This is a genomic window from Flavobacterium sp. ov086, from assembly GCF_900187965.1.
Classification (GTDB): Bacteria; Bacteroidota; Bacteroidia; order Flavobacteriales; family Flavobacteriaceae; genus Flavobacterium.
Genome location: NZ_FZNL01000021.1, coordinates 56,735 through 80,118, shown reverse-complemented (window position 1 = coordinate 80,118; position 23,384 = coordinate 56,735). Strand labels below are relative to the sequence as shown.

Here is a 23,384-nt window from a genome sequence, read left to right as displayed (position 1 = left end):
CTGTACTTAACTATAAAAAACTAAATGGAAGATCAATTTATAAAAGCCGCAACTTTAATTGGAGATCCAACTCGTGCTGCAATTATGTGGGCATTGCTCGACGGAAGAGCATTTACAGCTACCGAATTGTCAGTTGCAGTAAATACGTCTCCACAAAATATGAGCATGCATCTCGCTAAACTTCTGGATGCTGATTTACTTAGTGTTGAAAAGCAAGGGCGCCATAAATATTACAGATTTTCGAATAAGGAAGTAGCTTATGTTGTTGAAGCAATGGCAAATCTTATTCCGAAACCTGAAATTCAATCCAAAAAAGAAACGGAGAAATATCCTCCAATAAAATATTGCCGAACTTGCTACGATCATTTAGCCGGGGAAATAGGTGTGGCTTTAGCTGATAGTTTATTAAAACAAAAGATAATAATCGAAAGTAAAAATACTTTTGAAATTAGCTCTGAAGGAGAGAAATGGTTTTCTGATTTTGGGATTAATATAAAAGAAGCCCAAAAGCAAAAACGGATATTTTTAAAACCTTGCCTGGATTGGAGCGAAAGAAGAAATCATATTGCAGGTTATATTGGTTCACTCTTATTCAATAAAATGATAAACGATGATTGGTTGAGAAGAACCAAAGATTCAAGAGCTATAATTATTACCGGAAAAGGCGAAAAAGAGTTGTTGCGATATTTTGAGATAGTAGTTTAAACAAATGGTTTGTCCCTTTGAACCTCTGTAACTTTGAACCTTTAAGAAGCAAACAAAAACTCAATCACTTTCTGATACAATTCGTCATCATGCATTCCGTGGCCTAAGCCTTTGGTTTCAATAAACTGACTGTTTTTCCAATTACTTGCAATTTTCTTTCCTTCTTCAAAAGCCACAACATTATCTGATGTATCATGTGCAATTAAACCTGGGATATTAAATTCTGCAGCGAATCTTTGTCCGGAGAAATCTTCCAGTTTAAAGTTGAAACGATTCATGAATTTGCCTTCTAAAAGTGAAAACATTCTGGTATTCAAACTTAACATCGAGACATAATTGTCAATTAAAGTTTTTAATTCTGATGGCGCTCCAAGAATCACCATTTTATTAATGCTGGTATTTGGGAATAAATATTGGTGATAAACACAGGCTATGCCGCCAATAGAATGCCCAATTATAATGTTAGGCTGATATTTCTCGACAGCTTTGTTGATGAACTCAGCATAAAGCGGAACATTAAATTCTTTACCGCTGCTTTGTCCGTGAGCTGGTGCATCAATGGCAATAATAGTGCTTCCTGATTTTTGAAGATGTGGCAAAGTCTTTTTCCAACGCGAAGAATTGCTTTCCCATCCGTGAACAAGAAGAATTTTGGTTTCGTTCCCTTTCCAGACATACGTCTGAAAGTGATGTTCGTTATGATGAAACGTTTCTGTTTCAGTATTTCTTAGGATTTTTGGCAAACTGTCTTTTTGTAATCTCCCAATTCTCGGCTGGCTAAAAAGGGCATACGAAAGTTCGACAGCTTTTTGCGGACGAACGTAACTCAAGAAGTTAATGTATGATCCAACTGATTTTAATGTAATGAAACGAATTCCTTTTTTAATTCCCAAAACAAGTAATTTAATGATAAAGGTATAATTATTCGAAAGCTGTTCTCAAAAAAATATCGCCACGAATTTCACAAATTTAGCACGAATTTTTATTCTTAGGATATAAAAATTAGTGAAATTGGTGAAATTCGTGGCGGAAAATTTTGTTTAAAAAAAAGTCCCGATTAGATCGGGACTCTTATTTAGAATTTAGAGAACAATTGTTCCATTTTTTCTTTTTCTTCTTCAGCTAATGCGCTGTCAACTAAAATTCTTCCAGAGTGCTCATCAGTAATGATTTTCTTTCTAGAAGCGATCTCTACCTGAGTTTGTGGCGGAATAGTGAAGAATGATCCTGCAGAAGCTCCTCTTTCGATAGATACAACCGCTAAACCATTACGAACACTAGTTCTGATTCTAGTATAAGCAGCTAATAATCTTTCTTCAATCTGAGCAGAAAACTCAGCTGATTTCTCAGACAAGAAGATCTCTTCTTTTTGAGTTTCAGCCATAATAGCATCTAATTCAGATTTTTTATGTTTTAAATGAGTGCTTTTAGCGTCAAGTTTTTCTTTTAAATTAGAAGTAACTTCTTTTTTATGTTCGATAGAAGCTTTCATTTCTTTGATTTGCTTTTCAGCCAATTGAATTTCTAATTCTTGAAATTCAACCTCTTTAGTCAAAGAATTAAATTCTCTGTTATTACGAACTGATTCTTGTTGTTTTGTGTATTTTTTGATAACCTCTTTGTGCTCATCAATAGCATTTTTCTTTGCTTTGATAAGATCTTCAATCACTTCAAGTTCACTTTTCAGTTTCTCTGAACGAGTGCTCAAACCTGCAACTTCATCTTCTAAATCTTCCACTTCTAAAGGAAGTTCTCCTCTTACGTTTCTGATTTCGTCAATTCTAGAGTCAATAAGCTGTAAATCGTATATTGCTCTTAACTTGTCCTCAACACTTAATTCTTTCGTATTCGCCATATTCTATAAGTACTTAACTGGATTTGTATTTTCTTCTGATAAAATGATTGCAAAATTAAGGATTTTTTTTCGAAGATAATCAACAATATAGTTTTTTGTATAGCGTTCGCTCTCAAAATGACCAATATCGGCTAAAAGTAGACGATTTTCAGCTTCATAAAACTGATGGTATTTTAAATCGGCAGTCAAAAAAGCATCGGCTCCAGCCATAATTGCATTTTTTATGGCAAAACTCCCAGAACCGCCCAAAACGGCTACTTTCTTTATTTTCTTTCCTAAAAATGCTGAATGGCGAATTCCATCAGCAATCATTTTGTCTTTTACGAAAAGTAAAAACTCTTTTTCATCCATTTCAGTTTCAAATTCCCCAATCATTCCCAACCCAATATTTTGATGTGAGTTTTGAAGATTATAGATTTCATAAGCCACTTCTTCATAAATATGATTTGCAAGAAGTGCTTTCAAAATTTTTGATTGTAAATGTTTTTCAAAAATAACTTCAATCTTTATTTCAGTTCCGGTATGTAATTTTCCTTTTTCTCCAATTACAGGATTGCTGTCTTCATTTCCTTTAAAGGTAAAAAAGCCTTCGGTATTAAAACTACAATTGTCATAATTTCCAATGGTTCCGGCCCCAGCTTCAAACATGGCATTGCGAACTCTATCGGAATTATCGGGAGTTGTATAAGTAACTAATTTTTGAATAAAATTCTGTTTCGGAATCAAAACTTTTGTATTGATTAAACCCAAAGCGTCACAAAATATTTTATTTACACCTTGCGAATGATTGTCAAGTGCGGTATGAACGGCATAAATGGCAATGTCATTTTTGATGGCTTTCAAGATCGCACGTTCGACATAGTTTTTACCGGTTATTTTTTTAATTCCAGAGAATAAAATCGGGTGGAAGCAAATAACCAAATTGCAATTTTTAGCAATAGCTTCGTCAATTACATTTTCTAAAGCATCATGACAAACTAAAGCTCCGGTACTTTCAGTGTCAGAATTTCCAACCAAAAGGCCAACATTGTCAAAATCTTCGGCGTAAGCCAAAGGTGCCATTTCTTCGAGAACTTCTATTATATTTTTGATTTTCATTTTTTGCTTTTAGTTTCAGGTTTTATTTGTTTCAGGTTTCATGTTGTGGGGAAAAAACTTGAAACTTGAAACCTGAAACAAATTAACGAAAAAAATTATACTTTCGTAAAATGAATATAATTCGAAAAATACTTTTTCCATTTGCCATTTTATACGGCTTCATTACTTCAATCAGAAATTTTCTTTTTGATAAAGGAATTCTGAAGTCAACTTCATTTGATATTCCGGTTATTGCTGTTGGAAATCTTAGCGTAGGCGGAACCGGTAAAACACCTCAAATTGAATATTTGATTCGCTTATTATCTGATCAATATAAAATTGCGACTTTAAGCAGAGGTTACAAACGTAAGTCTGAAGGTTTTGTGCTGGCAGATTCAACTTCAAATGCGGAAATTTTAGGAGATGAACCTTTTCAGTTTTATCAGAAATTTCCAAATATCCAGGTTGCAGTTGATGCCAATCGAACAAACGGAATTACACAATTACTTTCTCAAAAAGAAAAACCTCAAATAATTTTATTGGATGATGCTTATCAACATCGAAAAGTAAAAGCTGGTTTTTATATTTTATTGACTTCTTATGATGATTTGTATGCTGATGATTTTATGCTGCCAACCGGAAATTTACGTGAAAGCAGAAGCGGTGCAAATCGTGCGAATATTATTGTAGTAACAAAATGTCCAAAAGATTTATCAGCCCAAAAACAAGAAGAAATTAGATTGAAGTTGAAGTTAAGTTCTGCGCAGCAATCTTTTTTTAGCTACATAGATTATGATGATGCAATTTATAGTAAAGAAGAACAAATTGCTGTAAATGAAATCAAAAATGAATCGAAATTACTTTTGGCAGGAATTGCAAAACCAACACCATTTTTTGATTATTTAAAAAATGAAAAAGATGAATGTTTGACTTTTCCGGATCATCATCATTTTTTAGATTCAGATTTAGACACAATTCAGAATAAAGCGCAAAGCAAAAAGATTGTTACAACAGAGAAAGATTATGTACGACTGAAAGATTCTAAATTGGTTTCACAACTCTATTATTTACCAATAAAAAGCACCTTCATCAATAACAAACAAAACTTTGACAAAACGGTTCTGGAATATGTCAAAAATAGTTTAGAAGTTTAAAAATCTAATCAAAAAACTTAGCAATAGTGCTGTAAAATTCGTCTGGAACAAATGGTTTTGTAATCACATCATTCATTCCAAAAGATAAAAGCATATCTCTGTTTTCGTCAAGCGAAATGGCTGTCAATGCAATAATTGGAGTCGTTTTGTCAAAATCTCTGATTTGTTGTGTGGCTGTCGTTCCGTTGATTCCCGGTAAGTGAACATCCATTAAGATCATGTCGAAACGTTTGACTTTTAAAAGTTCTACAGCATCTTCGCCATTATCGAGGATTTCGCAACTAATGGCTTTGTTTTCAAGCATTTTTCGGGTAATCATTTGATTGATTTTGTTGTCTTCAATCAATAAAATCGATTTGTGTTTCAATTGCTTATCATTGTAAGGTTTTACTTCTTCGACGATTTCTAGAGGTTCGTTATTGATCTTGAAATTTAGTTTAAATGTAAAAGTAGATCCTTTGCCGACTTCACTTTTTAGTTTTATCTCACCACCCAAAAGTTCAATAAGTTTTTTTACAATGGTAAGACCTAACCCCGTTCCTCCATATTTTCTGTTAACTTCTATAGATCCTTGCGAGAAGCTTTCAAAAACGGTTTGTAGTTTATCTTCAGGAATTCCTATTCCCGTATCAACTATTTCAAAATAAACCGTAGCAATATCGTCCTCTTGCTCGTATAATTTTGCTATTACATTAACGTTTCCGTTTTGTGTAAATTTTAAAGCATTGTTTATTAAGTTTAATATGATTTGAGATAATTTGGTCGGGTCTCCAATTAAATTATTTGGAATAGTTTCATCAATTTCAAGATTGAAATAATTTTTGTTAGCAGTTGCTAATTCTTTGAGGGAACTTTGGATGTTGAATAGTAATTCTTTTAGATTGAAGCTAATGTTTTCTATTTCAACTTTAGTCGAATCAATTTTATTGATTTCAAGGATTTCATTAATAAAAGTAGTCAGGTAATTTCCGGAGAATTTTAAAGATTCGAGATATTTTAATTGTGTTTTTTTAGGATTGTCTTCAAGGAGTAAATGTGTGATTCCGTTAATTGCATTCAAAGGTGTCCGGAGCTCATGACTTACGGTGGAAAGAAATTCTGATCGGGCCTTTGATGCTTTTTCGGCTTTGTTTTTTGCCAGAATAAGTTCTTTGTTTTTTTCTCGTAAGAGTAAATTATTCTGATTTCGAATAATATTGTTTTTGTATAATGCTAAACTTAAGAGGGATAAAATCGAAATAAGGGCAATTGCCAAAATGCTCACAAGTTTTGAGTATCGATATGTTTTTAACTGGATTTTCTCTTCACTTTCGCGTTTAATTGTGTTGTTTACAGATTCATTTTTTTTGAATTTTTCAAATTCATTAAGATTAATCTTTACATTTTTTAACTTTAAAAGATAATTTTCTATTTGATAATGTTCGTCCAGATAAGAATAAGCAAGATCGTAGTTTTTGTTTTGTTTGTAATATTGGCTAATGCCCAGGATAATCTTGGATTTTTGAGACAGATTATTTGTTTTTGCATTATAATCTAAAGCATTGTTAAAATAAACTATTGCCGAATCGTTTCGTTTGAGTTTTGTTTCAATTAACCCAAGCTGGTAATAAGCGTCAATTTTTGTTTTTAAAAGAGATGGATTATCTGGTTTTTTAATTATGCTTTGAAAGGACTTTGCAGCCAAAGGTAAATTCTTATTTGCTTTTAGCGCCATTGCTTTCTGATAATTTAAAACCTCGGCCTGATCATTAATATTGAGCTCTTTTAAAAGATCATTTGCTTTTTTGTAGTAGATGTTAGCCGTTGCGTAATCGCCTTGTGCGGTATTGGTTAAGCCTATATAATGTAAAGCTAATACTTTGGTACAAGTTGGATTTACATTGTCAAAGAAAGAAATGCTTTTATGGAAGTTTTTTAAAGCTTCTTCGTATTTCTTTTGATTGTAATAGATTTTGCCAAGTTTAAAAGTCTGATTGGCTAAATTCTCTGTTTTGTGGTTGGTTTCGCAAAAATCGATTGATTTTTTAGTGTAAAAAACAGCCTGATTATACTCTTTTTTGTTAAGATTCTTGTTTGCTAGTTTATTGTAATAGGAAATGCTATCTGTATTCTGTTTAGTTTGAGAATACAAAAATGAATTAAAAAAACAAACAAGAATAAAAAGATGATATTTCATGTATGGCTATGCTTTTACAATGAATTCTATGTTTTCTTTATTAGTAAAATCAAATCTATTAATCTTGATGAATAGCCAATTTCATTATCGTACCAACCCACAACTTTTACCATTTTGTCTATAACAGAGGTTAGTTGTGCGTCAAACAAGCACGAATGTGTATTGCCAATTACATCAACAGAAACGATAGGATCTTCTGTGTAATCTAATATTCCTTTTAAATTTGTTTTTGAGGCTTTTTGAAATGCGTTATTAATTTCTTCAATAGTAACAGCGCGTTTTACATTAAACGTGATGTCTGTTAATGAACCATCTGGTACCGGAACGCGAATTCCGCAACCTCCGATTTTATGATGCAATTTAGGGAAAATTTTCGTTAATGCCTTAGCTGCACCCGTAGTTGTTGGAACAATTGACTGACTTGCGCCTCTTGCACGTCGCAAGTCCTTATGTGGTTGGTCGTGAAGGCTTTGGTCTGTTGTGTAGGAATGTATTGTTGTGATGTAAGCTTGCTCAATTCCACACAATTCATCGATGATTTTTATCATTGGAGCAGCATTATTTGTCGTGCAACTTGCATTTGAAACAATATTTTCGCTTCCGTCCAGGATATTTTCGTTTACACCAAGAACTACTGTTTTTATAGTATCAACTTCTGATGGAGCTGAAAGAATTACTTTTTTGGCTCCGGCTTCAATATGTGCATTTAATTCTTCATGCGTTTTATATTTTCCGGTAGACTCAATTACAAAATCAATATTGTGACTTTTCCAGTCTATATTGGAAATACTTTTTTCATGAAAAAACACAAAATGTTTTCCATTAACAATAATCCCCTCATCATCATAACTAACTTCAAAAGGTAAAACGCCATGGATACTGTCGTATTTTATCAAATGCGACATGGTTCTGTTATCTGCAATATCATTAATTGCAATGACTTCAATTTGGGGATGGTTTATAAGAAGGCGGAATAAATTTCTTCCAATTCTTCCAAAACCGTTTATAGCAATTCTAGTTTTCAATATTTTTGTTTATTCGGTTAATCGTTTGTCCGATTTAACAATTAAACGAACAAACGGTTAAACTTTTTAGAGAATGTGTTTTTGTGCTTTGTATGAAGAACGAACTAAAGGCCCGCTTTCTACATGGCGGAAACCTAATTCAAGACCAAATTTTTCGTATTTGGCAAATTGTTCCGGTGTGATAAACTCTTTTACCGGTAAATGTTTTTTACTTGGCTGCAAGTATTGACCAATTGTAACAACGTCAACATTTGCATTTCTTAGATCTGTCATCGTCTGAAAAACTTCCTCTTCAGTTTCGCCAAGACCTAACATGATTCCTGATTTAGTTCTGTTAATTCCTTTTTCTTTCAAATAACGTAAAACTTCTAAACTACGATCATATTTTGCCTGAATACGAACTTCGCGAGTCAAACGGCGAACCGTTTCAACATTATGAGAAACTACTTCAGGATTTGCTTCTACAATTCTATCAATATTTCTTTCGATTCCTTGAAAATCAGGAATTAAAGTTTCAAGAGTAGTGTTTGGGTTCATTCTGCGAATCGCTTTTACAGTTTCGATCCAGATAATAGAACCTCCATCTTTCAAATCATCTCTGTCAACGCTTGTAATTACGGCATGTTTGATGTTCATGATTTTTATAGAACGTGCTACTTTTTCAGGTTCGTCCCAATCTACCGTTTCAGGTCTGCCGGTTTTGACACCGCAAAATCCGCAAGAACGGGTACAAACATTTCCTAAAATCATAAACGTTGCTGTTCCTTCTCCCCAGCATTCTCCCATATTAGGGCAACTTCCTGAGGTACAAATGGTGTTTAAGCTGTATTTATCAACTAAACCACGAAGTTCAGTATATTTTTGTCCAATTGGAAGTTTTACTTTTAACCACTTAGGCTTTCCAGTTGGTATATTTTCAATGACTGTTTCCATATATCAAAATTCAAAGTACAAAGATAAGCAATGTAGTTTATTTGGAGATTCGTTTAAGATTTAATTTGGTATTGATCTATCTAAGATTTATGAAAAAATGTTTTGATGATACTTTTATCATGATGTTAAATTATTGTTTTTAAATCATGATGCTGATTGAAAAGCTTCTTTTTCTTTTGTTAATTTAGATAAGACTAATAATAATGATAGAAGTCTGATTTTTACTCATTTAAAATTTATATCTTTATTTGTTAAAAAAATAACCTTAGATGAAATAAAACAGGGTCAATGTTGTACTACATTTGTTGTTAAATTGTAATAATAAAAAACATGAAAAAGAAATTTATTGTATTGGGAGTTTTATTTGCCACTTTTGGTTTTACTAGAATGAATGCGCAAATTAATTTTGGAGATAAAGCTATTGGAGCTGTTCAAAAAGGGATTTCAGGTTTTACATTCAGTAATGCTGATGCGGCTGCGTTGTCTAAAGCTGCAGTTGATAAAATGGATACGGAGCATGAAGTTGCCGCTGCTACAGATGGTTATACTATAAGATTGAATAAAGTTTTTGGAAAATATACTGCCGGAGAAGGTTATACTTTAAATTATAAAGTTTACAAGTTAAAAGAAGTAAATGCTTTTGCAACCGCAGACGGAAGTGTTCGTGTATATTCAGGATTGATGGATATCATGGATGATAATGAATTGCTGGCTGTAATTGGTCACGAAATAGGTCACGTTGCCAATCATGATTCGCAAGATGCAATAAAAGCAGCTTATAAAAAAGAAGCTCTAATGGATGCGGCAGCTTCACAATCAACAACAATTGCAAGTGTTACAGATAGTCAGTTAGGGAAAATAGGAAGCGCGATTATTGATAGTAAATTTAGTCGTAAGCAAGAAGCTGAAGCTGATTTGTTCTCGTATAACTTTATGAAAAAGAATGGTTATAATGTAAATGCTGAGGAATCTGCTTTTAGAATTTTGGCTAAAATGAGCGAAGGAAGTGAAGCTTCGTTTATTGATCAAATGATGAGTTCTCATCCTGATTCAAAACAAAGAGCAGAAGATGCTAAAAAACGAGCAGAAAAAGATGGTTTGTATAAACCATATGTACAGCAAAAAATAGTAAATACTGTTCCGGCAAAAGCTACGACAACTAAAAAAGCTGCGACAAAAAAGACAACAACTAAAAAGAAAAAATAATTTCGATTAGAAAAATAAAAACCGACAAGTTTCAAAACTTTGTCGGTTTTTTTTATTTTGTAGATTAACCTAAAACGTGATAAGCTAATACTTTTTGCACATCATAAACATTTACAGATTTGTTGAATTGTTTTACAATACTAGGTTGCAATTCGCTGGCAACCCAGATTTTTAATTCAGCATCAAGATCAAAAGTTCCGGCAGTTTCTACACTAAATCTGGTAATGCTTTTGTAAGCAATTGATTTGTATTCGGTCTTGCTGCCAGTTATTCCTTGTACATCAACAAGAATTAATCTTTTGTTGGTGAAGATAAAAGTATCACGGATTAATTTAAAACCCATTTCAATTTCTTCATTGTCCGTTAAAAGTTGTCCGTATTTTTTAAGTAAATCATCTTGACTTACTGAACCAGCGTTGCCAAGAATAGCTGAAAATATTCCCATTTTTTAGTTTTTAATTTGATTACAATTTTTTTTCTTCTTAGGAAGTGTAAAAGTAATTCATTTTGTTAAATTTTCTCGCTGGGTCTAGATTTAATTAGTAGTGGAGTTAATATTAAAGAAATTAAAAAAGCTGAAATTATTGTAACAAAAATATTTCCGAAAGCTTCTATATTAAAATGGATAGAAAATCTAAGGATTGAAATCACTAAGGTGCAGATAATAATTGTAATCCAGTATTTTTTATAATTAGAAATTTTCTGGATTTCGCTTTTTGGCAGTTTTAATAATGCTATTACTATTGCAATTCCACCAATTAAAGTACTCAAATGCTGCGCTATTTTCCAAATTGGAATTTCATTTCCAAACACAAGAAAGTTATTTCTTAATATAGAAAGATGATCTGCAAAATAACCATGATTGTGTGTAAAACCATCCCAAAGCAGGTGAGAAGCGATACCAATTATTATCGAAATTAGAATAATAATCCAATTTTGTTTAAAATGAGTGTTCTAATCAAATGACATATAATCGATTACTCGTTGTTTTATAAAATAAGGTAAATTATAAAATAATGCATTACGAATAAAATAATGAAAAATAAAAGATAGTAAGATGGCTAATGGCAAATCAAACCAGAATATTCCATAAAATGTATGGCTATAATTGCCCTGAGCTTTCATTCTAATAAAATATTCAAAATCTGGAGTCATACTTCCAATTACTAAACCAGTTAAAGAAAACCATTTTTTGGGTAAATATCTGAGAGGCAGAATTATTGCTGGATGAGAAAAAGTAAATGGCATTAAGTTTAAATAAGATTTAGGTTCTGTGTGATGCTAAAATTAAACATTAATAAATTGATCAGAAAGCTTGATCTTTTAATATTAAAAACAAAAGCAAAAAAAAAGCAGAACCTAAGTTCTGCTTTTTCCTATTTATTTATTCTAGTTCTGTTTTTATTGTTATTGGGAGATTGTAGGCAGTTCTTACTGCTTTTCCGTTTAGCATTCCCGGACTCCATTTTGTTTTTAATGATTTTAATACTCTGATCGCTTCTTTTCCCATTCCGTAACCTGGATCTCTTTTTACTTCGATGTCAGTCATTGAACCGTCTTTTTCAATTACGAAAGAAACATATACTTTTAATGTTTTTTCTGCATCTAATTCAGGTCTGTTGAAATTATTTCCCACGAAAGTATAGAACTTATTGATTCCTCCAGGGAACTCTGGTAATTTGTCTAATGCATTTACAGTCAAAGGCTCAGTAGGGCTAACAGATGGCGTTGATATTGTTTCTGTACCGTTACCACCACTTCCTGGTAATGTATTATTACTAGGGATTCCAGTTCCCGGAGTAGCATTGTCAACAGCAGGAATGTTTTGTGTATTAGTTGCAATTTCCGGTATAGCCTCAGGCGCTGCAACAACCACAGGATGTATTAACTGAGCGACTTCAGGAGCTGGTACAGTTTGTTGTGGAGGCGCAATAGGTTTTGGAGGTTCCGGATTCACTACGTTCGGGAGAATGTCAACTTTTGTTGGGTGCAAAGGAATATCAGGAGCGGTTGGTGTTTCTATGACAGAGCCGCCTCTAAATTTATTAATCAACATCGATGTAGTTCCCAGACCAGCAAATAATAGCAGTCCCATAAATAGAGCTGTAATTGTTGTTTTGGAATTCTCTTGGCGTAATTGGTACGCGCCGTACTCTTTGTTTTTGTTTTCGAAAACAAGGTCGGTCCAAGTGGTTTCGTAGATGTTTGATTTAGACATGATTTTTGGATTTTAAGGTTAAGTAACTTTAAATCATAAGCAATTTGGTTTTAGTTTTAGCTAACAACGTAGGTGTTGTTGTTTTAGTGTGTGAATAGTTTATTTTTTTAAGAATAAATACATAGATATGTTATTCTTTTCTTAAAGATAATAAATTATCTATTACGTTCGATGATTTCTGCTAATAATTTTTTAGCACGAAGTAATTTTACTTTTATGTTGCTTAGAGGCTCGTCAATTTTCAAAGCGATTTCCTGATACGTCATTTCCTGAAAGTAACGTAACTGGATTACTTCCTGATAATGGGGTTTAAGTTCTTTGATGCAAAGAAGCAATCTGGAGAGGTTTTGCTCTTTAATTAAAGCATCTTCAGCAGATGGAGTAGGGTCAGCAATATTATAAGCCTGCTGATCGTCGGCATCAGTGATTTCTATAAAAAGATTGGTTTTCTTTTTTCGAAGTAAGTCAATGTAAACGTTTTTTGCAATTGCTATTAGCCAGGTGTTGAATTGAAATTCAGGGTTGTATGAGGCTATTTTATCAAAAGCTTTTGAGAAAGTCTCAATAGTAATATCTTCGGCTGTAGTTTCGTTTTCAGTACGCTTTAGCATGAAGCCGTATACCTCATTCCAGTAATAATCTAATAAAAAAGTAAAGGCAACTTGGTCGCCTTTTTTTGCTTTTTCTATTTTAGAGTTTATTTCCAATGTACCGGTTTTGAAAAGATATTAGTTATAAAGATATTAATTTGCGTGAATATAAGCACGATTTCTACAATAGGAAACCAAACTTTAAGATCATTTTCTTTTAATTTTCCCGCAGAAAATCCAATTACTGTCCATACAATTGTATAACGTGTTGCCAGAATTGCTAATACAGCAATCCATTGAAACTGGAATGATAATAAAAGGATAACTAATAAAAAGAATAATAATTGTGTGCTGAAGAACAGACCCAACTGCATTTTATCAAAAAACTTGTAATATTCTGCTGTAGATGTATGTCTTCTTTTTTGAGTAAACCATTCCTTATAAGTTTCCTTTGGTTTTGAATAAGTAAAACTCTCCGGAGTATAAGAAATAGCTGTGTTTGCTTTATTCGCAGCTTGATTAATGAATAGATCATCATCGCCGGAACGAACCTGAATGTGATCTATAAAGCCATTAACATTAAAGAACTCTTCTCTTTTATAAGCAAGATTTCGTCCAACTCCCATATAGGGAAGTCCGATTTTTGCCCAGGAAAAATATTGTACAGCTGTTAAAACAGTTTCAAAACGGATAACTTTATTTAATAACGAACGCTCTACTTTTTCGTAACCACCATAACCCAAAACAATAGTTTTGTTCATTGTAAATTGCGAAGTCATAGCGGTGATCCAATTTTTTGAAGTTGGGTAACAATCCGCATCGGTAAATAGCAAATAATCTTTTTTTGATGCTTTAATACCTAATGTGAGCGCATATTTTTTGTTTCCCCAAAAGGCTTCATTGTTTTGTACTTTAACCAAGCGAATGTTAGCGTATTGTTTTTCGAATTCTTCAAAAACCTCTAATGTTTCATCACTTGAAGCATCATCAATTAAAACAATTTCAAAATCAGGGTAATCTTGTTCTGCTAATAACGGAATGAATTTTTTTACATTTTCTTCTTCATTTTTAGCGCACACAATTACCGAAATGGGTAGTTTTTTTGATGTAATCTCTTGTGGTTTAGCAAAGGCAAATTTTCCAAAAACACCTAAGTAATAGAAAATTTGAATAACAACAATAGCAATAAAGAAGTAAAATAAAGTTATAAGCATCTGATTTTAATGTCTTTTAATTTCTGAATCTTGCGAGTGCAAATGTACTTATGAATTCCTAGATTTCAATGGCTAAAACCGATTTACTTTCGGCATTTCAACATTTCTTTCGCAACAGCAATAGCCTGAGGGTTTTCGCTTTTTTCTAATTCCGAAATTATATTTTTATAATTGTGATCGTCTCTGTTTTGTGATAGTTTTTTAGTGGCCTGAATCTCATTAATTTCAATTTCAAAACCAAAGATCCCTCTGGCTTCAAGCATTGTTTTTGCTGATAAATTCTCAACTCGAACCGGATTTATGGAATTGACTTCATATTTATCAACCAATTTTTTAAGTTGTTCTATAGTGGCAACTTCGTCAACAATTTTAATTCGACCATAAACATGTACGGCTATATAATTCCAGGTTGGAACATTTTCATGATCATACCACGACGAAGAAATATAACTATGTGGGCCTGTAAAAACAGCCAGGACCTGATCGTTTTCGGCAAAACCTTCTGCTTGCGGATTAAGTTTAGAAAGATGCCCTTGCAGGATTTCTTTTCCGTCAGCATTTACTTCGAGCTCAATTGGAATATGTGTAGCACACAATTTGCCATGAGTTTGATTAATCAGAATTCCAAAACTATTTTCTTTCAAAAAAGTTCTGATCGATTCCGGATCTTCGTCTTTGTATAAGTTTGGAGTATACATTTTATAAATGTTTATTTTAAAGATTTCCCCAGACAAATGGCTTCCGGTCGATCTTTGTATTTTCCATAATTCGGAATTATTTTATATCCTTGCTTTAAATAAAACTGAATTGCTTCTTTATTTTTTACTCTGGTTTCTAAAACCAAATTAATATATCCGATTGTTTTGGCATTTTCTTCCAGAAAAGCTAGAATTGTTTGTCCAATTTTCTTCCCCGGAAATTTAGAATACATTCTTTTTACTTCTCCAATATTGTCATTAATTGGTCTGATAGCGCCACAACCTACGATTTCTTTGTCAATTTCGGCTACAGCAAAGACAAATTTTGAATTGTTGTATTGCCAGTCTGTAAAAGAATTCTTTCCATCACTTCCAAAACGAAGATAAAGATTTGTAGACAATTCTTCGATAATTGCCGCGACTTTTTCATCACTTGGATTTGCCGTTTTTATGGAAATTGTCTGAGTCATTTTTTAATGAGAAATGAAGTCTTTTTTAGTGCTAAATAAACTTGGATGAACACTTAGCCATAAAATTGTAATTCCTAGTAAAGTAAAAATAATCCCGCTCATGATAAATTGCACGGTAATATCATCCGAAAATAAAGATATAAACGACTCGAATAAACGGGCGAATACTCCTCTTCTAAAAAACTTAAGTCTTATAATAATGTACATTACTATTGCAACTATAAGGGTATTTAGCGATGAAAATCTGTGCTTCCAATTCAGGAAAGAAACTATGAGAATTCCAATTAATAAGCCAAGGAATATCCAGATATAAATACTAGGCCAAAAATTAAAGATAATCTCTTTTGTGGGGAATAATTTATTCCAGCATTCTGAATTTTGATCTTGAAAATGTTCTATAGCACAAATATACTCTTCGGCTACGGTGTAAAATCTTAATTGCAGTACGCCATGAATCAGGGAAATCATTCCAGACAACTGCATTAAAATTACCAGAATATTAATTTTTTTCATTTAGAAACTAAAACGGTAATACTTGTTTTTTAAATTACATTAACTTCAGCTTCAATATGAATCCCAAAGGTTTCAAAAACTGTTTTTTGAACCTCTTTTGAAACTGCTAGAATCTCCTGTCCGGTTGCGTTTCCGTAATTTACCAAAACCAAAGCTTGATTTTTATGAACTCCGGCATCACCAAAACGTTTTCCTTTAAAGCCCGCTTGTTCTATCAACCAACCAGCTGGAACTTTTACTTCAGTTTCTGAAACTTCATAGTATTTCATTTCTGGGAATTTCTGATGGATTTTATTGAAATCAGATTTCAATAAAATCGGATTTTTAAAGAAACTTCCGCTATTTCCTAATTCTTTAGGATCTGGTAATTTGCTTTGTCTGATTGTGATTACAGCATTACTCACATCTTTTAAAGTTGGATTTGTAATGTTGTTTTTGGCTAATTCTGCTGTAATATCTCCGTAAGAAGTATTGATTTTATGATTGCGTTTGGTCAATTTATAAATTACAGATGTAATGATGTATTGATCTTTTACTTCATTTTTAAAGATGCTTTCTCTATAACCAAAATTACATTCGGCATTTGTGTAAGTTTTTATTTCCTGAGATTCAATATTCATTGCTTCACACGAAATAAAAGTATCTTTTATTTCTGTTCCGTAAGCGCCAATATTCTGAACCGGAGTTGTACCAACATTTCCAGGAATTAGAGACATATTTTCTAAACCTCCAAAATTGTTGTCGATTGTCCACAATACGAAATCGTGCCAGGTTTCGCCAGCCTGACTTTCTACCCAAACAGAATCGTCATCTTCTTTGATGATTTTTTTACCTTTTAAATCTATGTGAATCACTAAAGCATCAATATCTTTAGTTAAAAGCATATTGCTTCCGCCTCCTAAAATAAATTTTTTCTCGTTTTTGTGTTCTTCTAAAATAGTTTTTAATTCAGTAACCGAATGTACAGCGATAAATTGCCTGGCGCTGGCTTCGATACCAAAAGTATTGTAGTTTTTTAAAGAAAAATTGGATTGGATTTCCATAAATAAAAGGCTTTTTTGAATCCCGAAACGTTGGGATAATTCTGAGTTCAAAAGTAAGGATTATAATTTATTTGGGTTAGATTTTGGTAAAATATCGAATTGAAATTTTAATCCCTGCTTGCAATGCTTTTAATAGGTTTAATTAATGAGAAAATTTCAATTTCATAATTCAATTTTTACATTCACCTTGAACTATTGAAATTTTCTTTTGTATGTTTGATTCCCCTTAATTAGCAATACCAAATAAATGAAAGTAACCTGCAAAACATTTTTTCTAATAATTGTAATTTGTCAATTCTTTAGTTGTAATAAAACCAAAACAGAAACAGCAATAAAAATCAGCGCAAATAAAGATTTTAATACAGAGTCTAAACTTGCAGAAAATCACCTTGTAGGAGATGAATTTTCTTTTCCTGTTGATAGTGCATTACCAGTGAAAATTCTTCGGTTAGAAATATTTCATTATGATGAAGTGGAGGAGAATTATGATAAGAAAGTTTGGTTTGGACTTTTTAAAAACAATAATGATTATTCGCTTTCTGAAACTAAAGTGTCTTTCAAACGTGTAAATGATCCTATAGTTGATGAAAATGAAGAAGACAAAACAGGTTGGGAAGTTAGCGCTTCTGTAAAAGATTCCTGTGTGATTTTAATTGAAAAACTGCCTTATTTTGTTGACGGAAGTATATCAAGCGTCAAAATACCAGAAAGTATTTATCCTGAAGAAAGTTTCAAATTTAATTTCAAAGGCATTGAATACACTTTATTTGCGACCGGAAAAAAGAAAAAAGAAGAACAGGATTCCGATTGGATTGTAGTTTCAAATTATAAACTGTACTTAACAGCCGTTATTGACGGAAAGAAAACGACGGAACTTTTGGTTGCAAAGAAAAATTTTGACGATCAAATGATCAAAATAATTTTTGGCGGAGATCTAGATGACGACAATAAATTAGATTTGATTATTGATACTGCCAGTCATTATAATGTTACGAGTCCAACGTTGTATTTGTCTAAACCAGGCGAAAAAGGAAAAGTAATTAAGCCTATTGGAGTTTTTACCACAGTAGGTTGTTAATTACGATGCCAAAAGTATTGTAAACTTTATTTTATAGCTTCAATAAATCGTTGCATTTCTTTCATTGTGCCAATTTCATTTCTGTTTTAGATTAAATTAAACAATTCTGTTAACAGTATGTCGCCGAGAAGTAAGAAAAGTTACGAAGTGATTTCCCTTTTAAAGGTATTGACGAAGATTTGTTTATTCTACATCATGTCCAATCTCAATAAAAAAATGCTTTAATAAATCGTAAGTGATAGAATCGCCTTCAATTTGCTTAAACATTTCAGTTTCCATGTGTTGGCAACTAAGGCAGATATTTAATGATGATAGTACTCTATTATTGTTGTCATAAAAAACGAGTGCATCTCGATATTTAGGAGAGCACATCCAACTTGGAACATTTTTAATTTCAGTTCTAAAAATACTTTTTAAATCAAGAATTTTCTGATCTGTTGATTTGAAAGTGTTTGTTTTTTTACTTGAAGGATGAAATTCTCCTTTATCGTTAATTATATATTGAGTATAATTTACAAGCTCTTTTAATTCATTAAGTCTTAATTCTTGAAAATTGCTCAAGTCATTTTTTTTAAGCTTTCTCTGTTTTAATTTATCGAATTCAGTTCTATTTAGTGCATAGTTTTTTTCGAATTCTTCTCCACGTTGAAATGAATAAGTTTCAACATATTCGAAAGTTAAATCATTAATGAAGTCAATAGAAGATTTAGAAGTGTAAGAATTATATGTTGGAGATTTGCTCTTTTTTGGGTAGTAATTTAAATCCAATAACTCATGATATTTATCTGCAATAACCTTCATATTGATATCATAATTAGCTTTCTCTTCCATAAATTTTCTGTTTTGCAGAATAGCATTATTTCGAGACTCAGCATTTTCAAAAGACCAGATTAATTCTTCAGCAAGCATTTCGATATTATCGATTTCAATCAATTGTCCGTTCTCACGATGTTTGATCCAGCTTTGATTTCCGGGAATGTCCGAAACTACCGGATAACAATTACAAGCCATTGCCTCAAATAACGATGCCGAAACACCTTCGGTAATTGGCATGCTGATATAGATGTTAGATTGTTGTAATAATTTAGGAAGTTCAGTGTTTGGAATTCTTCCTGTAAAAATTACTTTGCTTTCGATTTGTAATTCTCTGGCTAAATCTTTTAAAAATTGTAATCGTGTTCCGTCACCAACAATCGTTAACGAAAAGTCAATTCCTTTTTGGTTAAGAATTGCAAAAGCTTTCAAAATAGAATCGTGACGATATTCCGGTTGCAAAGAACGAGTTACAATGGCCTCAATTTTATCGAAATTATTTATGGAAGGAGAAAAAAGCGATAAGTCAATTCCCTTTGGGATAACCAAAACTTTACTCATATCAACGCCAATTTCTTTCATAGAAATCGTCATAACCGGACCCCAGGCATGAATTAAATCGGCTTTTTTGAAAGCGTGTTTTTGGATGATTTTTTTAAAAGGAAGTAAAACAGAACCATCCGGCCATAAATCAGTTCGGCCTTGTTGGGCAATTGCAATTGGATGCATTCCTGAAATCGCAGCCAGAAAACCGTAGCTTGTAGTTCTTTCTGCAATAATCATATCCGGTTTTTCTCGTCGGATTGTTTTTCGAATAGAAATAGGAGAGAAGGCGTATTCTAAAATTCGTTTGAAACGATTGAGTTTCGAATTATTTGGAGTTTGAAGTTCCCAAGTGCAGATTTCAAAATCACCAAATTCTTTCAAACCTTTCATCCACGTAATAGCATCAGCGCGATAAGATTCTCCCAGAAAAAGTATTTTTCTTTTTTTCATTCGGCAAACATAATTTTTTTGCCACGAATTTCACGAATTTCCACTAATTTTTATTGTTTGGCTTTGACAAAGTTTTAAACTTTGTCAAAGCTTTTAATTAGTGGAAATTCGTGAAATTCGTGTCAAACTTTTTTAAAATTCGTCAGTATCTAAAGCGCGATTAATGAATTCGTTTAGTGGTTTTAAAGCGATTAATTTCTTGCTTATTTTAGCAACGAAATCTTTTTGAGTCACTTCAGAAATATCATATTTTTGAGTTGCAGTAAAACTTTTCAATTTTAAAAACTCAATTGCAGGATGTTCTTTCTCGTAACCTCTTGGCGGATTTTTAAGCGAATTGGTTTCGTTTACATCTAAACTTCCGAATTCTTTTTTGAAATTTTTATCGGCTAAAATAGCTTCCAGATCATCATGGAAAAAAGCAATTTCTTTACGGACTTTTTTCAAATCTTCCGCTTCAGGCGAATAAAAACCACCGGCTATAAAACTTGCGCCTTTTTCGATATGAACATAATATCCGGCACGATTTAAACCTTTAGTTCCGCAAGACATCCAAACTCCTAAATGCGCTTTATAAGGAGATTTGTCTTTAGAAAACCTAATGTCACGATTGATTCTGAAAGTACAGTTTTTAACTTCCAATAATTCTAAAGATGGATCCAAAGGTTTCATCACATCAAGAAAATCACTCACCAATTGATGGTAATCTTTTTTGAAAACCTCGTATCGTTTTTTATTATCCTGAAACCAATCTCTGTTGTTGTTTCTTTTTAAATCGTCTAAAAATTGCAATGATTCTTTCGTTAGCATATTTGATATATTATTGCAGTTGTTTTTTTAAATCTTCTTCGCTGATGTAACCAATTAGTTTTTTTTGCACCGCTTTATTCTCGTATAAAACCATAGTAGGAAGCTGGTCAATTTTCATTTGAGTTGCCAGAGTTTTGTTTTTGTCAACATCAATTCTAATGATTACCACTTTATCGGTCATTTCTTTTTGCATTTTCAAAAGAAACGGTTCCATTTGTTTGCACGGACCACACCATTCTGCATAGAAGTCAACCAGAACTTTTTTGTCTGAATTTAATAAATCATTAAAATCATTCATTGTCATTCCAACTTGAGCAGTCGACGGATTTGATAAACCTTCGGCGTTCCATTTCATGATTCCGCCTTCTAATTCATAAACAGTAGTAAAACCTAATTCATTTAGTTTTGCAGCTGCTTTTTTGCTTCTTCCACCACTTAAGCAATACACAAAAACAGGTTTCGATTTATCGTAAGTTGCTACTTTACCGGCAAAATCTTCACCGTTCCAGTTTACATTTGCAGCATTGTCAATATGTTCTGATTCGAATTCTTCAGGAGTTCGAACATCAAGTATTTGAGGATTTTCGGTCGTTTTAATTTTCTCTGCAAAATCTTTTGGAGCAATTTCCTTAAAAGAATTGTCTTTCTTTTCGTTACAGGAAATTAATACAACAGAAACTATTAGTAGTAATATTTTAGGAAACTTCATAAAGCTGAATTTTAAAAATAGAATTGCTAAAGTAGTGATTTTTCAATTTTTGAATTCATAATAGAAAGTGAAAAAAAGGGGTTTGCCACGAATTTCTTATTTAAAGCGAATACTCGCATTTTTGTCATTCCTTGTACCTCGGAATGAAGATTGGATTTGGATTGCGAATGATGGATTAAAATCCATCTCTACAATATATTTTGTTCCTGCGGAACTGCTGAAAAAAGATTTGATTATATAATCGCAATGACAATATTGTGGTTACTTTGCTTCAAAGCATTCTGAAAGCTTTTAATCCGTGTAATCCGTGAAATCTGTGGCTAAATTATTTTAGACAAAGTAAATTCGGGAAAATTCGCGAAATTAGTGGCTAAAAAAAATCACAAGTTAAATATCTTATAACTCTGATGTGTTGACTTGACAATCGTTTCGGTACGTTCTGGATGTGTGTCTGAAATAAAAAGCTGACCAAAGGTTTCGCTATTTACCATTTCGATTATTTTGGCAACGCGGCTTTCGTCTAATTTATCAAAAATATCATCAAATAATAATAAAGGTTTTACGCCGCTTTGTTTCTTCAAAAACTCAAATTGAGCAAGTTTCAAAGCAATCAAAAAAGATTTCTGCTGACCTTGAGATCCAAATTTCTTTATTGGATGTGAATCAATCTCAAATGATAAATCGTCTTTATGGATTCCGACACTTGTATATTGCAATGCACGATCTTTATTTACGTTCTCTTTTAAAAGTGTCAATAAATCTTTTTCGAACAAATTACTTTCATAAACTAATTGTACTGTTTCCTCAGATCCGGTTATGGCTTGATGGTGTATATTAAATATAGGTATAAATTGCTCGAGGAAATCTTTTCGTTTCTCAAAAATAGATTGCCCAAAACTATTGAGCTGTTCATTATATATGGATAAAGTATCATTGTCAAAAGTATGATTCAGAGCGAAATATTTTAATAATGCATTTCGCTGCACGATTACTTTTTGATATTGAATAAGCTGATGTAAATAAGTAGAGTCTAATTGCGAAATCACACTGTCCATAAATTTACGGCGTGTTTCACTTCCTTCAACAATTAAATCACGATCTGCGGGAGAAATAATCACAAGCGGAATAAACCCAATATGATCTGAAAATTTATCGTAAGCTTTTCCGTTTCTCTTTAAAACCTTCTTTTGTCCTTTTTTTAAACTGCAGACAATTTGTTCTGTTCTGTCGTTTTTTTCTAATTCGGCATCAATTACAAAAAACTCTTCTCCGTGTTTGATATTCTGAACCGCCAACGGATTAAAATAACTTTTTCCGTAAGCCAAATGATAGATTGCATCAAGCACATTGGTTTTTCCAATTCCGTTTTTGCCCACAAAGCAATTGATCTTGCGGTCAAAATCAAAACTGACTTCGGAGAAATTTTTATAATTGAATAAAGAAATTTTGTTTAAATGCATTTTTGATTAGTAGTAATGATAAAATTTAAAAAAAGAAAGTTTACAAATTTATGATTTTGAAGCACTACTTGTTTTTTGTGAGGTCACTTTTTGTTTTTATTATCAAATCAAAAACAGATTTTACTTTTGGAATATTATACATTACATTTTTATCTTCAAAAAAATTGATTCCACTACGAAATATAAATGAATCAGTGGGGTTTCCTGCTATTGATTCTGGTTCTCCAATAATAATATACCCGTAATCATTTGCTTTTTCTCTATAATTTAAAATTAAGTTTTTTAATTCAAAACTTTCATTGATTATTTTAGAATTTGAGTCGCAAAAAATTATTCTTTGATTTGTTAAGAAGAATTTTGTTGCTCTGGTTTTAAGCCATCTAATTAGGATTCTTCCTAACGTTAAAAGAAAATAAAAGAATGTGAGAATTGGTATGATAAAATAGTAATATAATTCTTGATAGTTATTGATTTGGATATCTTTTGAAGGTTTTATTAGAATTATTAATACCAAGGTTATAAAAGTAAAAATTGGTATTGTGACTAAATCCTCAAGTCTAAAAGGTATTTTTTTAGTATGTTCAATCTCCTGAATTAATACTTCCTCTCTTTTTAAAATCATTTATATATATTCGACTCTA

The 23,384-nt window shown here is 32.2% G+C and carries 23 protein-coding genes and 1 pseudogene; 4 read left to right on the top strand and 20 right to left on the bottom strand.

Features of this window, described 5'->3' with window-relative positions; genetic code table 11:
* Window positions 1-24 precede the first annotated feature (24 nt).
* Entirely contained in the window at window positions 25-705 is a 681-nt protein-coding gene (locus tag CHB81_RS20300; protein WP_089353667.1) for a helix-turn-helix transcriptional regulator, read from the top strand.
* Window positions 706-746: 41 nt separating this feature from the next.
* Here the strand turns inward: CHB81_RS20300 and CHB81_RS20295 are convergent, their stop codons facing one another.
* From CHB81_RS20295 to CHB81_RS20285, 3 genes are all read right to left on the bottom strand, one after another.
* Window positions 747-1,598, bottom strand: a complete 852-nt coding sequence (locus CHB81_RS20295; RefSeq protein ID WP_089353666.1) for an alpha/beta fold hydrolase — start codon at window positions 1,596-1,598, stop codon at window positions 747-749.
* Between the two features lie 182 nt (window positions 1,599-1,780).
* Complete coding sequence (locus tag CHB81_RS20290; protein WP_089353665.1) at window positions 1,781-2,560, bottom strand: zinc ribbon domain-containing protein; 780 nt, start codon at window positions 2,558-2,560, stop codon at window positions 1,781-1,783.
* A gap of 3 nt (window positions 2,561-2,563) precedes the next feature.
* The gene (locus CHB81_RS20285; protein ID WP_089353664.1) at window positions 2,564-3,658 is read right to left on the bottom strand and encodes a Nif3-like dinuclear metal center hexameric protein; all 1,095 of its coding nucleotides are present in this window, start codon (window positions 3,656-3,658) and stop codon (window positions 2,564-2,566) included.
* 110 nt (window positions 3,659-3,768) lie between these two features.
* Between CHB81_RS20285 and lpxK the strand changes: the two genes are divergently transcribed.
* Window positions 3,769-4,791 (top strand): tetraacyldisaccharide 4'-kinase, encoded by a 1,023-nt coding sequence (gene lpxK, locus CHB81_RS20280; protein WP_089353663.1) that lies wholly within the window; start codon window positions 3,769-3,771, stop codon window positions 4,789-4,791.
* A gap of 4 nt (window positions 4,792-4,795) precedes the next feature.
* On the opposite strand, the gene CHB81_RS20275 is transcribed toward lpxK, so the two are convergent.
* The 3 genes from CHB81_RS20275 to lipA form a co-directional block, all read right to left on the bottom strand.
* Window positions 4,796-6,967, bottom strand: a complete 2,172-nt coding sequence (locus tag CHB81_RS20275) for an ATP-binding protein (RefSeq protein WP_089353662.1) — start codon at window positions 6,965-6,967, stop codon at window positions 4,796-4,798.
* Window positions 6,968-6,993: 26 nt separating this feature from the next.
* Window positions 6,994-7,992, bottom strand: a complete 999-nt coding sequence (gene gap / locus CHB81_RS20270) for a type I glyceraldehyde-3-phosphate dehydrogenase (protein ID WP_089353661.1) — start codon at window positions 7,990-7,992, stop codon at window positions 6,994-6,996.
* 66 nt (window positions 7,993-8,058) lie between these two features.
* Window positions 8,059-8,925: a lipoyl synthase gene (lipA, locus tag CHB81_RS20265; RefSeq protein ID WP_089353660.1), complete on the bottom strand. Its 867-nt coding sequence runs from the start codon at window positions 8,923-8,925 to the stop codon at window positions 8,059-8,061.
* Window positions 8,926-9,255: 330 nt separating this feature from the next.
* On the opposite strand from lipA, the gene CHB81_RS20260 reads away from it, so the two are divergent.
* Entirely contained in the window at window positions 9,256-10,131 is an 876-nt protein-coding gene (locus CHB81_RS20260) for a M48 family metalloprotease (RefSeq protein ID WP_089353659.1), read from the top strand.
* 64 nt (window positions 10,132-10,195) lie between these two features.
* Here CHB81_RS20260 and CHB81_RS20255 read toward each other — a convergent pair whose 3' ends face one another.
* The 9 genes and pseudogenes from CHB81_RS20255 to murB all read right to left on the bottom strand — a co-directional run bounded on the left by CHB81_RS20255 (window position 10,196) and on the right by murB (window position 16,877).
* On the bottom strand, window positions 10,196-10,576 hold the full coding sequence (locus CHB81_RS20255) for a PH domain-containing protein (protein ID WP_089353658.1): 381 nt from the start codon (window positions 10,574-10,576) through the stop codon (window positions 10,196-10,198).
* 65 nt (window positions 10,577-10,641) lie between these two features.
* Window positions 10,642-11,379, bottom strand: a pseudogene (locus CHB81_RS20250) (DUF4184 family protein).
* 136 nt (window positions 11,380-11,515) lie between these two features.
* The gene (locus CHB81_RS20245) at window positions 11,516-12,349 is read right to left on the bottom strand and encodes an energy transducer TonB (protein ID WP_089353657.1); all 834 of its coding nucleotides are present in this window, start codon (window positions 12,347-12,349) and stop codon (window positions 11,516-11,518) included.
* A 155-nt stretch (window positions 12,350-12,504) separates the two neighbouring features.
* Window positions 12,505-13,056 carry an RNA polymerase sigma factor gene (locus tag CHB81_RS20240; protein ID WP_089353656.1) on the bottom strand — a complete coding sequence of 184 codons (552 nt, stop codon included), beginning with the start codon at window positions 13,054-13,056 and terminating at the stop codon, window positions 12,505-12,507.
* Entirely contained in the window at window positions 13,047-14,153 is a 1,107-nt protein-coding gene (locus CHB81_RS20235; RefSeq protein ID WP_089353655.1) for a glycosyltransferase, read from the bottom strand. Before CHB81_RS20235 ends, CHB81_RS20240 begins: the two co-directional genes overlap by 10 nt.
* Before the next feature lie 83 nt (window positions 14,154-14,236).
* Window positions 14,237-14,851 (bottom strand): FMN-binding negative transcriptional regulator, encoded by a 615-nt coding sequence (locus CHB81_RS20230; protein WP_089353654.1) that lies wholly within the window; start codon window positions 14,849-14,851, stop codon window positions 14,237-14,239.
* 11 nt (window positions 14,852-14,862) lie between these two features.
* The gene (locus CHB81_RS20225; RefSeq protein WP_089353653.1) at window positions 14,863-15,321 is read right to left on the bottom strand and encodes a GNAT family N-acetyltransferase; all 459 of its coding nucleotides are present in this window, start codon (window positions 15,319-15,321) and stop codon (window positions 14,863-14,865) included.
* Between the two features lie 3 nt (window positions 15,322-15,324).
* Window positions 15,325-15,834: a hypothetical protein gene (locus tag CHB81_RS20220; protein ID WP_089353652.1), complete on the bottom strand. Its 510-nt coding sequence runs from the start codon at window positions 15,832-15,834 to the stop codon at window positions 15,325-15,327.
* Between the two features lie 29 nt (window positions 15,835-15,863).
* Window positions 15,864-16,877, bottom strand: coding sequence for a UDP-N-acetylmuramate dehydrogenase (gene murB / locus CHB81_RS20215; RefSeq protein WP_089353651.1), 1,014 nt, complete (start codon window positions 16,875-16,877; stop codon window positions 15,864-15,866).
* 247 nt (window positions 16,878-17,124) lie between these two features.
* Here murB and CHB81_RS20210 point away from each other — a divergent pair, with 247 nt between their 5' ends.
* A complete protein-coding gene (locus CHB81_RS20210; protein WP_089353650.1) occupies window positions 17,125-17,955 on the top strand; it encodes a hypothetical protein in 831 nt (276 codons plus the stop codon).
* Window positions 17,956-18,138: 183 nt separating this feature from the next.
* Here the strand turns inward: CHB81_RS20210 and CHB81_RS27275 are convergent, their stop codons facing one another.
* The 5 genes from CHB81_RS27275 to CHB81_RS20185 all read right to left on the bottom strand — a co-directional run bounded on the left by CHB81_RS27275 (window position 18,139) and on the right by CHB81_RS20185 (window position 23,365).
* Window positions 18,139-19,764, bottom strand: coding sequence for a glycosyltransferase (locus CHB81_RS27275; protein ID WP_369597383.1), 1,626 nt, complete (start codon window positions 19,762-19,764; stop codon window positions 18,139-18,141).
* A 132-nt stretch (window positions 19,765-19,896) separates the two neighbouring features.
* Window positions 19,897-20,574 (bottom strand): DUF2461 domain-containing protein, encoded by a 678-nt coding sequence (locus CHB81_RS20200; RefSeq protein ID WP_089353649.1) that lies wholly within the window; start codon window positions 20,572-20,574, stop codon window positions 19,897-19,899.
* Between the two features lie 10 nt (window positions 20,575-20,584).
* The gene (locus CHB81_RS20195) at window positions 20,585-21,283 is read right to left on the bottom strand and encodes a thioredoxin domain-containing protein (protein WP_089353648.1); all 699 of its coding nucleotides are present in this window, start codon (window positions 21,281-21,283) and stop codon (window positions 20,585-20,587) included.
* 380 nt (window positions 21,284-21,663) lie between these two features.
* Complete coding sequence (locus CHB81_RS20190) at window positions 21,664-22,743, bottom strand: DNA replication/repair protein RecF (protein WP_089353647.1); 1,080 nt, start codon at window positions 22,741-22,743, stop codon at window positions 21,664-21,666.
* Between the two features lie 64 nt (window positions 22,744-22,807).
* The gene (locus CHB81_RS20185) at window positions 22,808-23,365 is read right to left on the bottom strand and encodes a hypothetical protein (protein WP_089353646.1); all 558 of its coding nucleotides are present in this window, start codon (window positions 23,363-23,365) and stop codon (window positions 22,808-22,810) included.
* Between the last annotated feature and the right edge of the window lie 19 nt (window positions 23,366-23,384).